The sequence below is a fragment of the Enterococcus sp. DIV0236 genome (genome assembly GCF_050558525.1).
GTDB classification, from domain to species: Bacteria; Bacillota; Bacilli; order Lactobacillales; family Enterococcaceae; genus Enterococcus; species Enterococcus faecalis.
Map to the genome: position 1 here is coordinate 2774152 of NZ_CP187891.1, position 10672 is coordinate 2784823.

Here is a 10672-nt window from a genome sequence, read left to right on the forward strand (position 1 = left end):
TCTATATTTCCTCCTCGGTAATTAATTTAGCCGCCAATGCTAACGCAATGACCCGTTCAGCTCGTTCAACAATTGGTTTATCAACCATTTTTCCATTTACGGAGATAACACCGGAACCTTTTGCTTCGGCTTCCCGAATGCCCCAGATTACTTCCTTAGCATTCTGGATTTCTTTTTCTGTTGGCGCATAAATAGTATTAACTAATGGGATTTGACGAGGGTTAATCACCGATTTCCCATCGAAACCTAGCTGTTTAATCAAACGAACTTCGGCTTCAAAGCCTTCCGTATTGTCTACATCTGAATAGACCGTATCAATAGCTGCAATCCCAGCTGCTCGAGCGGCATGTAAAATCATGCTACGAGCAAAGAATAGTTCTTGGCCATCTGGATGGCGGCGTGTTTTCATATTGGTAACATAGTCTTCGGCGCCTAACGCGATGCCAATCAATCGAGTTGAACTTTTGGCAATCGCGGGCGCATTTAGAACACCTTCAGCCGATTCGATAGCAGCCATCATTTTCGTTGTTCCTACGGGAATGTCATTTTGCTGTTCTACTTCTGTAATGACTGCCTCGACATCAATGATATCTTGGGCTGTTTCTGTTTTTGGTAAACGAATCACATCGACACCAGCTAAGACCATTGCTTCAATATCTTCTGCGCCACCGGCATCTAAAGCATTGATTCGAACAACAATTTCAATATTGCCATAATCGAAAGTTTTCAAAGCAGAATGGACTAAAACACGGGCAGAGTCTTTTTCTTTTAATGAAACTGCATCTTCTAAATCAAACATGATTGAATCTGCCCCATACAAAGGTGCATCTCTTAGCATTGCTGCGTTCGCTCCAGGGACAAACATCATTGTTCTTCTTAAACGTTCCATGAGTCCAACTCCTTCCAATCATACGTTTCTTTTTCAGCGCCTCGATGTAAAACTGTAATCATCCGAGCTTTGATCGTACAATCTAATGCCCCTTTATCAATCGCCTTGACCGCAACGCCTTGGACATCTAAATGTTCCAAAGTTGTCGTAATCACCTGACGAATTTGATTGCCAAATTGTTTTTCGACACTACTTTCTAATTCAATGGTATTTTCTGTTGATTCAATGGGTTGGACGGTAATCATAATATCACTTGATTCTACTGTCCCTGCAGTAGCATTTTTGATAATCTTCACTTTCTTCACCTCATTAGTTTCTTGTGTTCTACTAAGTATTGATAACTTGTTGCTGGTAAAAACTTCTTGAGTGTCTCTTTGTCGCCTTCAGCCATCGCTTTGCGAACTTTCGTCGCACTAATCAGCTCTCCATCACTCGCTAATCGCGGGACAATGGTTAGCGTTATCGTTTGTCCGAAAACTTGTTGCATTGCTTGATTGTAGACAGCGGTCACTTCTGAATAAGGCTCTTCTCCCACATAACGTTGCTGAATTTCAAGTATTGGCGCAATTCTTTCTTTAAATAACGTTGCATCAAGCGTTGCTTGAATTGCAGCTACCTCTAATGGCGCTTTTTCTTTCAAAAAATAGGTAGGAAAAGTCGCAGACGAAACTAAGTAATCTTCTGTAGATAGGACTGTCACATTGGGTAAATGGGCGACCCCTTTTTGCACCATTGCGAAACGTGCTTCTTTTGAAAATAGCGATTTATCTTCAGATAAAACAAACACATAAACGTGCGGACTTTCTTGGGCTGCTTTTTCGACTAAGTACTGATGGCCTTTCGTAAAAGGATTTGCATTCATGACAATGCTACTGGCTGGCCCTGCTTTTTTATGCTGTGTCAGGTAACCAAGATAATCGGCAAAATCTGGTTTGCCTTGCTCCATAAATAGCACCTCTTGATTCGCAACCACTTTTTGAAAGCCTAGCGACTGAAAAATTTGTTCATTTTTTGGTTTTGTATACAAAAAACTGTGTAATTGGTTTTCTTCTCTCAGTTTTTCAAGTAGATGAACCACCAATTGGGTTAACAAATTTTCAGATTGATATTTTTTACAAACGGCCACGCACTTAATCGTTTTGCCTGAAAGCGAGCCAGAGGCGATTAATGCTGTGTCATCATATATGCCAACGGTGTAATCAAGTGCTTCTGTCGTTTGCAATTCGGCTTTTTCCATTAATTCGCGCCAAGCTTGATAAGCTTTTTTATCTTTTTGCAACCAGATTCTTTTCATTGTATATACGCTGCTCACAGCAATAACCTCCTTTATTTTTTAATTGGAAATAATTTTGTTAGTAATTTAGATGCTAGATAAATGATAAATAAAACAACGAAAACGCCGCCCCAACCAAAACCTAACAGTTCAAAAGCAATTTTTAAATCTTCCATGTTAACAGACATGTATTCGTTCTCCTTTCTGTCCTATGTTAAAAAGGCTAATAGTAAGCCACCAGCAATTACAGAAGCGATTTGTCCTGAAACGTTGGCACCAGCAGCATGCATTAAAATAAAGTTTTGTGGGTCTTCATCTGTAGCCATTTTTTGAATGACCCGACTAGACATTGGGAAAGCGGAAATACCCGCAGCACCAATCATGGGATTGATTTTTTCTTTTCTAAATAAATTCAAGAATTTAGCAAAAAGCACGCCGCCGACTGAGTCCATAATAAAGGCGACTAACCCTAAGCCAATAACCATCAATGTATCGACTTTTAAGAACTCTGCATAGTTCATGCTAACGGAAATAGATAGTCCTAGCAAGATACTAATAATATTTACCAATTCATTTTGAGCTGTAATGGATAAACGATCCAAAACGCCACATTCTCTTAATAAGTTCCCAAACATTAAGAAACCAACTAATGGTAATGACACCGGCGCAATTAACCCTGCGACAATCGTAATAACAACCGGGAAAAGAATTTTCGCTGTTTGAGAAACTTCACCGGCCCGATAAGTCATACGGATACGACGTTCGGCTTTCGTCGTCACTGCTTTAATCGCTACTGGTTGAATAATCGGAACTAACGCCATGTAGGAGTAAGCGGCAACCATTATGGCCCCCATGTATTTTGAATGTAAGGTATTTGCTACGAAAATAGACGTTGGACCATCAGCGGCACCAATAATCCCAATCGAAGCAGCATCGTTTAAATCAAAACCTAATAAAACAGCCATAATAACTGTAAAGAAAATCCCAAACTGTGCAGCGGCACCAAACATCAACATAAACGGATTTTGTAACAATGGACCGAAATCAATCATTGCCCCAATCCCAATAAATAATAATAACGGGAATAATTCTGTTTTTATTCCAAAATCAAAAAGAACATTAAACGGACCTGGCTCGCCGCCAGCGCTCAATACGCCGGAATTAGGAAAGTTCACTAAAATCGTTCCTAAACCCATCGGCACTAAAAGTGTTGGTTCATACTCTTTTTTTATTCCTAAATACATTAATAGTCCACCAATCAGCATCATCACAATGCGTCCTGGTTCTTGGCCCATTCCTATAACACCTTGAATCAGTGTCTCCACACAAATCACTTCCTCTTCTTAAATTAATTCTAGTTAATTGTTATTAATGGTTCCCCTGGATTCACAATTTGGCCTTGGGTAACATGAATTCCTGTTACCGTACCTGCTTTTCCTGCAACGATTTCATTTTCCATCTTCATTGCTTCTAAAATTAACAATGGTTGGTTCTCAGACACCGTATCACCAACATTGACTAATACTTTTAACACAGTTCCTGGCATTGGCGCAGGCATTGCATCTGCTCCTGCTGGGGCGGCTGGCTGTGCTGCTGGCGCTGGGGCTTCTTCAACAGCAGGGGCTGGTATTTCTGTCGTAGCAACTGGCGCTGTTGGTTGTGGCGCAACAGGTGCTGGTTGTGGGACGCCACCGATTTCTTCCATCTCGACTAAATATTCTTTCCCATCAATTGAAATTTTAAATTTGCGTAACATAATGATCCTCCTCAAGGTTTTGTTTTGAAATTCTTTTGACAACTAGCTGAGACTCTTCTGAAAGCTCTGCAGCTATACTGGCTGCAATAATGGCAACTTCTTTTGCTTCTGGATTTCGTTTTGCGATTTTTTTGATAACAAAACGACTTTCTGGAAACTCTCCTGCTGCGATGGCAGTGGCCACAATACTTACCAATTGATATTCTTTTGGCTCAGCAGGAATATATGCTGGTATATCTATCCATCGCTTTTCCAAGTTATCCGCTTCACGTTGGATAACGCTTTCATTAATCTCGGTATCCTGTGTGTGTTGCTCTTTCTTGAATAAGGACTTAAATAGGCCCATATTGTCTCTCCTTTCACTAATTCTTGGTATACGTTCATTATAGAAAAAACCGTTAAAAAACCTAGTGAAAACACTAGCTCAGATTGTTCTTTTATTGTTTATTTTGTGAAAAAAACTCTGTAAACATTGGTATATAAGCATTTATCAGCCGTTAAGATTCTATTAATATTATATTAAGTTATTAATAAGAATTTGATTGTTGAATTGTTTTTTTGATGTTCTTTTTGTTTTAGGCTATTTATTCTCTGCGAAAGTTTGTATATTCTCACACTATAGACAAACACAAAAAATATTTTTTGTTGTAAACCAGAATACTGTGAAACATTTCTCATGGCTATTCTTTTTTATTAACACCGGTTGTTAACGCTTACAAAAAAGTTCTAAAAAAGAAAGGAAGAAAAACATGTTACTCACTATTTTAGCTTATGGTATGATTATCATCTTTATGTATGTAATCATGAAAAAGAAATTGTCACCGTTTACATCTTTAGTAATTATTCCTCTTATTTTTACTTTGATTGCAATTGCAACTGGAGTAGCGAGTCCGCCACCTGGTGCTGACGGTGTTGTCCCTGAAGTCAACATTGGGAATTTCGTCTTAGATGGGATTTCAACTACTTCAAAAACTGGTATTATGTTATTATTTGCCATTCTTTACTTCTCTATTATGTTGGATGCTGGTTTGTTTGACCCAATCACCAAAAAAATGATTTACTTTGCTAAAGGCGATCCAATGAAAGTCTTGATGGCTACTGCGGTAGTTGCTGCTGCTGTTTCCTTAAACGGAGATGGAACAACTACGACCTTGATTTGCTGTTCTGCGTTTATTCCCATCTACAAAAAACTTAATATGAAATTGATGAATTTAGGTGTGCTTGTTATCTTACAAAACACCATTATGAACTTATTACCTTGGGGCGGTCCAACAGCTCGTGCCATGGCCGTACTAGAAGTTGATGCCGACATTCTTTCTTATTTAGCACCTGGTATGATTTTATCTGTATTGTATGTTATCTTCTTTGTTGCTTATCGCATGGGGAAAAAAGAACGTGCTCGCTTAGGCGTGACAACACTTACTGATAAAGAATTGGAAGAAATGACTATTGTTAACGATCCTGAGTTATTAGAAATTCGTCGTCCAAAGAATTTTGCATTCAATGGTATTTTAACGATTATCTTAATCGGTTGGTTAGTCCTAAGTTCATTCGTTGGTCAATTAGGTTTGCCTTCGTGGATTGAAATGCCACCGTTATTATTATTCCTAGTTGGTACTTGTATCGCTTTAATGATCAACTATCCAAAATTAAAAGATCAAAGCAGCCGTATCAGTGCAAATGCTGGTGATGCTGTGCAAGTAGTTATCTTAGTTTTTGCTGCTGGCGTCTTCATGGGCTTATTCCAAGGTTCTGGTATGGCCAATGCCTTAGCAAATAGCTTTGTTAATATTATTCCAAAACAATTAGCCGGCGCTTGGGGCTTAGTGATTGCGTTCATTTCAGCACCAGGAACATTCTTTATTTCAAACGACGGTTTCTATTTCGGTGTCTTACCAGTCCTAGCAGAAGCTGGACGTTCTTATGGATTTGACAATATGTCTATGGCTTTAGCTTCCTTAATGGGGCAAGCGTTCCACTTATTAAGTCCATTAGTGGCATTTATTTACTTGCTATTACGTTTAACTGGTTTAGATATGGGCCAATGGCAAAAAGAATCAGCAAAATATGCCTTAGGAATTTTCGTTATTTTCGTTGTTACAATTGTTGCTTTAGGTCACATGCCTTTATTTATTCCACAAAATTAAACGTCGTCGCTGAAACCGTAGGAGTACCTTTTCTCCTCGGTTTTCTTTTCATTTTGTCTTTTCTTGCGTTATATTTTCATTTTTAATATTATATTTATTATCTATAAAAATAACCTATAGGGAGGTGCCTCATATGAATCCAACGGTTGAAGCAGTAAAACGGAACTTAGATTTAACCAGCAGTAAACCTCTAAAAATTTGTACCTATGAAGCCTTTAAAAAAACCATTATTTTAGGGGATATTCCTGCAGGTGAACGGATTAACGAAAAAGAATTTTCCGAGCAATTAAACATTAGTCGGACGCCCATTCGCTTTGCTTTACAAGAATTGGTCAAAGAACAATTGGTGGAACATATACCTATGGTGGGTATCGTGGTTAAAGGGATTAGTATGAAAGATGCTTATGAAATTTATGATATTCGTAAATCTTTGGACACTTTAGCAACCATTAAAGCCATGGAACTCATGACACCAGAAGATTTTGATGAATTGGAAGCCTTACTTCTCGAAGGAGAACAATACAATAAAAATAACCAAGTAGATGACTTACTACAGAACTTTTCAGATTTTAATTCCTTTATTTATACTAAGAGTCAGATGCTACGTTTAAAAAAAATTGTGACTGATCTCCATGCTTACTTAATCTATTTCAGAGATATTGCGATTCGTGCCTCAGAACGTCGTAGTATTGCCCTAGAAGAACATTGGTTAATTTTCCGCGGAATGAAAACAAAGAATATTGACCAGATCACACTTTTAACCCATGAACATCTAAATCGTTCGCTTCAATTTATTTTGAAAGAAATGGAACGTCGACAAATTGAATAATCAAAAAAGGCCCGCAGTCGCTCGTGCAACTGCGGGCCTTTTTTCATTTTTTTTGTACGCAACCATCTGGCGTAAAGGTATAACCAATGCCCCAAACGGTCCGAAGGTAACAAGGTTCTTTCGGGTTTTCTTCTAATTTACTTCGTAAACGATTAATAAAAACCATAATCGTATTCGCATCGACATCCCCAGTACCCCAAACACTGCTGTAAATTTGTTCTTTAGAGAATACTTGCTCGGGATTCTCCAGAAAAAATTGAATTAATTGAACTTCTTTCGAAGACAATGAAATAGGTAAATCCTTTTTAAATAGTTGATAACGACCATAATCAAAACGGAAATCGCCTACCTGTAGCTCTTCTTTTTTATAAACATTCAATTGTTTTCGAATCATTCGAGCTCGATTCAACGAAGCAATCACCTGAGCCTTAAAAACATTCAAGGAAAAAGGTTTCGTTATATAACTATCCACGCCCATTTCCAAGGCTGCAATGATATCCTCTTCTTCTTTTTTGCTACTAAAAAAGATAATTGGCACTAGTGGATATTTCTCTCTAATCATTTGGACTAAGTAGTAACCATCGCTGTCATGTTCCAAGTTATCATCTAAAATGAACAAATCAAAGGTAACTCTGGACACGATATCTTTTGTTTTTTCAATTGATTCACTTTGGTAAATAAGAATACCTGTTGATTGTAATGCTTTCCAAATCAAGCGACGAACTGCTGCATCATCATCTACAACCAGTATTTTCTCCGTACGCATACCTGTTGCTCCCCCTACGTCTCTTTACAAAACTTTTTCATTTGAATTTACTACTGGAGTAATTACTGATTATCATAACATAAAAAAAGAAACGGAGACGGCTAAAAAATCATTTAACAAAGAAACGTTAGCAACTATTCAGTCCCTGCTGAGAGTTGCCAACGTTTCTTTGTTTGTTTAAAAATACTTCTTAACTGGTTCAACCACTAAATACCGATAAGGTTCATCCCCTTCAGAATGGGTTTTGATTTGCTCATCTTTACTTAGCGTGTGATGAATTTGTTTTCTTTCAAAAGCCGGCATTGGTTCCAAGAAGACTGGCCGCCCAGTGCGTTTGGCTTTTTCCGCGGTGCGTTTCGCTAAACGTTCCAAAATTTCATGACGTTTTTCACGATAATTTCCGACATTCACAACAATCGATAGCTTATTGCTTGCAATGCGGTGAATAAAGACTTGCGCTAAATACTGTAACGCATTTAACACTTTTCCGTGTTTTCCAATTAAGATACCTTGTTTTTCTGTTTCTAAATGGAAGATAATATTGCCATTCTCGCGCGCTATGCGAACCATGGCAGGGGCGTTCAGTTCATTTGAAATATTCGTTAAATACATCGCTAATTCAGTAATAGCAGCTTCGTCTTCCAGATTTTCTAAAGAATGTGTTGATTCCTCTGAGAGACTAGGAATTGCTTCGGTTAATTCCTCAACTGCTTCTTCCACTGCTGTTGCTTCATCGGCAACAACAATATCTTCCACTGTTTCTTCGACCGCTTCTGTGACTTGCTCACTAATCGTTGGTTCCATTGAAATTTGGGCAAGTTTTTTTCCTAGACCTAAAAATCCTTTTTTTCCTTCGTCTAACACATCAATTGTAACATCCTCTTTGGTTAAACCAAGTGCTTGTAAGCCTTTCTGCGTTGCTTCTTCGATTGTATTTCCTTCATAAATCGGCATCTGAACGACCTCCTTTATTTTTTCTTCCCTTTTTTCTTAGGACTTTTTGCTCGTTCAAGCGCTCGCTCCCGTGCTTTGGCTTGACGTGCTGCTTCCTCCCGCTCTTTACGGATTTTGAATGGGTTGTTTAATAACAATGTTTGCCCTGTTTGGAAGGCATTTGAGACCACCCAGTAAAGAGATAAACTGCTGGCTAATGAAATCCCCATAAAGAAGATCATCGCTGGCATAACGTAATTCATAATTTTCAGTGAGGCATTTGTTTCTAGTTGGCTCATACTTGAAAGATACGTACTAGCAAACGTAAAGACAGCCGCTAAAATCGGTAAAATTAAATACGGATCCGGCTTATCGAGGCTTAACCACAAGAACGTTCCTTCTTTTAACTCAGGCACGCGTGAAATGGCTTGATACAAAGCCATCATGATTGGTAGTTGAACCAACAGTGGTAAACAGCCAATGTAAGGATTCACATTATTCTCTGCATACAAACGTTGCTGTTCTTCTCGGAATAAGCGTTGTGTTTCAGGATCTTTTGAAGAATATTTTTGTTGCAAGGCCTTTAATTGCGGTTGCAACTCTTGTGTTTTACGCATACTCTTCGTTTGGAAATGCATCAACGGCAATAAAATAATCCGGATGACTAACGTAAATAGGATAATCCCAATTCCGACACTGCCGCCTAATGATAGGAACTTAATCGCTTGGGCAAAATAATAAACAATGTATCGATCCCAAATTCCTGTACTACTTTCACTTACGGGCGCGGTTCCGCAGGCGGATAAAACAAAGACTAAGGTCACTAACCCAGCCATTAATAATAAGCGCTTATACTTCTTCACTACTCAATTCCCTCTCTTACATCTAATATTTTAGCTAAATTTAACACATGTGTTAAATTAGCTTTCACTTCTTCAGACGATAATTTTTCCAATCCTGGACGTGCAATCACGATAAAATCAATTTCTGGAGAGATACGGTCTTTTAATTGAAATAAACTCGCGCGGATTTTCCGCTTCACAGCATTTCTTGTGACCGCGTTTCCAATTTTCTTCCCAACAGAAATCCCCACTCGAAAATGGGCTTGTTGTGGTTTCTCTAAAACGTACACCACGAAACGACGATTTGCACAAGATTGTTTTTTATTAAACACCTGTTGAAATTCTTTTTCTTTCTTGACACGGTAGGACTTTTTCATCGGCATCCCTTTGTTTCTATATTTTTTTACTTCTTAATAATAATAGCATATTTCCGCTCTTTTTTAGTAGCCTTTTCTATAGAATCCTGCTTTCTTTTATTGAAAACAGAAAAAGAACCCTTAGTTATCTTCACATCTTCCAAAAAATTATGGAGATAACTAAGGGTTCTTAGAAATTGACTGTTTAAAAGACCAGACCATCATTAAGCAGAAATAACTTTTCTACCTTTACGACGACGGCTTGCTAATACGCGACGGCCATTTTTAGTGCTCATACGTTTACGGAATCCGTGAACTTTTTGGCGTTTACGTTTGTTTGGTTGATACGTTCTTTTCATGCAATTACACCTCCTGAAATTGTAACTATCCATCAATATATAGACATACTTTGATAGTATAACGAGTAATGGGGTCTTTTGTCAATAAAATTTAAGAAATATTTCCTGAGAAAGATTCGTTTCAATTATCCACAAATTAAATTTTCCTGTGAGTAGCTTGTGGATAGTTTTCCACATTTTTTTCTGTTCACAGCCATTTTTCCACTAGTTTTACACAAAAAAACAGCCTGTTAAAAAGTTTTGCACAGGTGTTTTTTCAGCTGTTGATAAGTTCTTGAAACATGATTGTGCCAAGCTTAATTATTCTCAACTTTTTGTGGATAACTAATTCAGCAACCACTTTCTTCCGCAAGTGTCGACAACCTGTGGAAAACTTTTTTCACCCTTGTGTACTTTTTTTCCACATTGAACAATTGCTTGTGGAAAAAGTTTTAAAAAAATGCTAAAATCGACTATGCTCATTCTTTTAAGTTATCCACATTTTTTAGATAACCAAAATTTAAACATATAGGAGGTCACTGT

14 protein-coding genes are annotated in these 10672 nt (G+C 37.9%); 2 read left to right on the forward strand and 12 right to left on the reverse strand.

Going from position 1 to position 10672, the window contains the following annotated elements; translation table 11 throughout:
* Nucleotide 1: 1 nt before the first annotated feature.
* Genes citE through IGK27_RS13245 form a run of 7 tightly spaced genes read right to left on the reverse strand, consistent with a single transcriptional unit; the run spans nucleotide 2 to nucleotide 4264 of the window.
* Nucleotides 2-889, reverse strand: a complete 888-nt coding sequence (gene citE / locus IGK27_RS13215) for a citrate (pro-3S)-lyase subunit beta (protein WP_002355998.1) — start codon at nucleotides 887-889, stop codon at nucleotides 2-4.
* Nucleotides 877-1185: a citrate lyase acyl carrier protein gene (citD, locus tag IGK27_RS13220; RefSeq protein ID WP_002355999.1), complete on the reverse strand. Its 309-nt coding sequence runs from the start codon at nucleotides 1183-1185 to the stop codon at nucleotides 877-879. Before citD ends, citE begins: the two co-directional genes overlap by 13 nt.
* A gap of 5 nt (nucleotides 1186-1190) precedes the next feature.
* Nucleotides 1191-2183: a [citrate (pro-3S)-lyase] ligase gene (gene citC, locus IGK27_RS13225; protein ID WP_002378671.1), complete on the reverse strand. Its 993-nt coding sequence runs from the start codon at nucleotides 2181-2183 to the stop codon at nucleotides 1191-1193.
* Between the two features lie 32 nt (nucleotides 2184-2215).
* Nucleotides 2216-2350 carry an OadG-related small transporter subunit gene (locus tag IGK27_RS13230; RefSeq protein WP_002356001.1) on the reverse strand — a complete coding sequence of 45 codons (135 nt, stop codon included), beginning with the start codon at nucleotides 2348-2350 and terminating at the stop codon, nucleotides 2216-2218.
* Between the two features lie 21 nt (nucleotides 2351-2371).
* Nucleotides 2372-3487, reverse strand: a complete 1116-nt coding sequence (locus tag IGK27_RS13235) for a sodium ion-translocating decarboxylase subunit beta (protein WP_002383526.1) — start codon at nucleotides 3485-3487, stop codon at nucleotides 2372-2374.
* Nucleotides 3488-3516: 29 nt separating this feature from the next.
* A complete protein-coding gene (locus IGK27_RS13240) occupies nucleotides 3517-3918 on the reverse strand; it encodes an acetyl-CoA carboxylase biotin carboxyl carrier protein subunit (protein WP_010830567.1) in 402 nt (133 codons plus the stop codon).
* Nucleotides 3902-4264, reverse strand: coding sequence for a hypothetical protein (locus IGK27_RS13245; protein WP_002356004.1), 363 nt, complete (start codon nucleotides 4262-4264; stop codon nucleotides 3902-3904). The genes IGK27_RS13240 and IGK27_RS13245 overlap by 17 nt, the downstream gene beginning before the upstream one ends.
* A gap of 403 nt (nucleotides 4265-4667) precedes the next feature.
* Between IGK27_RS13245 and IGK27_RS13250 the strand changes: the two genes are divergently transcribed.
* Both IGK27_RS13250 and IGK27_RS13255 read left to right on the forward strand, forming a co-directional pair.
* Nucleotides 4668-6065, forward strand: coding sequence for a CitMHS family transporter (locus IGK27_RS13250; protein WP_002410309.1), 1398 nt, complete (start codon nucleotides 4668-4670; stop codon nucleotides 6063-6065).
* Nucleotides 6066-6198: 133 nt separating this feature from the next.
* On the forward strand, nucleotides 6199-6894 hold the full coding sequence (locus IGK27_RS13255; protein WP_002356006.1) for a GntR family transcriptional regulator: 696 nt from the start codon (nucleotides 6199-6201) through the stop codon (nucleotides 6892-6894).
* Nucleotides 6895-6937: 43 nt separating this feature from the next.
* On the opposite strand, the gene IGK27_RS13260 is transcribed toward IGK27_RS13255, so the two are convergent.
* The 5 genes from IGK27_RS13260 to rpmH form a co-directional block, all read right to left on the reverse strand.
* The gene (locus IGK27_RS13260) at nucleotides 6938-7660 is read right to left on the reverse strand and encodes a response regulator transcription factor (RefSeq protein ID WP_002363545.1); all 723 of its coding nucleotides are present in this window, start codon (nucleotides 7658-7660) and stop codon (nucleotides 6938-6940) included.
* A gap of 177 nt (nucleotides 7661-7837) precedes the next feature.
* On the reverse strand, nucleotides 7838-8614 hold the full coding sequence (gene jag, locus IGK27_RS13265) for an RNA-binding cell elongation regulator Jag/EloR (RefSeq protein WP_002361456.1): 777 nt from the start codon (nucleotides 8612-8614) through the stop codon (nucleotides 7838-7840).
* Between the two features lie 14 nt (nucleotides 8615-8628).
* Nucleotides 8629-9456 carry a YidC/Oxa1 family membrane protein insertase gene (locus IGK27_RS13270; RefSeq protein ID WP_002356010.1) on the reverse strand — a complete coding sequence of 276 codons (828 nt, stop codon included), beginning with the start codon at nucleotides 9454-9456 and terminating at the stop codon, nucleotides 8629-8631.
* On the reverse strand, nucleotides 9456-9812 hold the full coding sequence (rnpA, locus tag IGK27_RS13275; RefSeq protein WP_002356011.1) for a ribonuclease P protein component: 357 nt from the start codon (nucleotides 9810-9812) through the stop codon (nucleotides 9456-9458). The genes IGK27_RS13270 and rnpA overlap by 1 nt, the downstream gene beginning before the upstream one ends.
* A gap of 203 nt (nucleotides 9813-10015) precedes the next feature.
* Nucleotides 10016-10150, reverse strand: a complete 135-nt coding sequence (gene rpmH, locus IGK27_RS13280; protein WP_002356012.1) for a 50S ribosomal protein L34 — start codon at nucleotides 10148-10150, stop codon at nucleotides 10016-10018.
* Between the last annotated feature and the right edge of the window lie 522 nt (nucleotides 10151-10672).

Coding starts and splice junctions, on each gene's coding strand:
- IGK27_RS13245 (WP_002356004.1), bottom strand. CDS start 4,264: ATGGGCCTATTTAAGTCCTTATTCAAGAAAGAGCAACACACACAGGAT.
- jag (WP_002361456.1), bottom strand. CDS start 8,614: ATGCCGATTTATGAAGGAAATACAATCGAAGAAGCAACGCAGAAAGGC.
- citC (WP_002378671.1), bottom strand. CDS start 2,183: ATGAAAAGAATCTGGTTGCAAAAAGATAAAAAAGCTTATCAAGCTTGG.
- IGK27_RS13250 (WP_002410309.1), top strand. CDS start 4,668: ATGTTACTCACTATTTTAGCTTATGGTATGATTATCATCTTTATGTAT.
- IGK27_RS13255 (WP_002356006.1), top strand. CDS start 6,199: ATGAATCCAACGGTTGAAGCAGTAAAACGGAACTTAGATTTAACCAGC.
- rnpA (WP_002356011.1), bottom strand. CDS start 9,812: ATGAAAAAGTCCTACCGTGTCAAGAAAGAAAAAGAATTTCAACAGGTG.
- rpmH (WP_002356012.1), bottom strand. CDS start 10,150: ATGAAAAGAACGTATCAACCAAACAAACGTAAACGCCAAAAAGTTCAC.
- IGK27_RS13230 (WP_002356001.1), bottom strand. CDS start 2,350: ATGTCTGTTAACATGGAAGATTTAAAAATTGCTTTTGAACTGTTAGGT.
- IGK27_RS13240 (WP_010830567.1), bottom strand. CDS start 3,918: ATGTTACGCAAATTTAAAATTTCAATTGATGGGAAAGAATATTTAGTC.
- IGK27_RS13260 (WP_002363545.1), bottom strand. CDS start 7,660: ATGCGTACGGAGAAAATACTGGTTGTAGATGATGATGCAGCAGTTCGT.
- citE (WP_002355998.1), bottom strand. CDS start 889: ATGGAACGTTTAAGAAGAACAATGATGTTTGTCCCTGGAGCGAACGCA.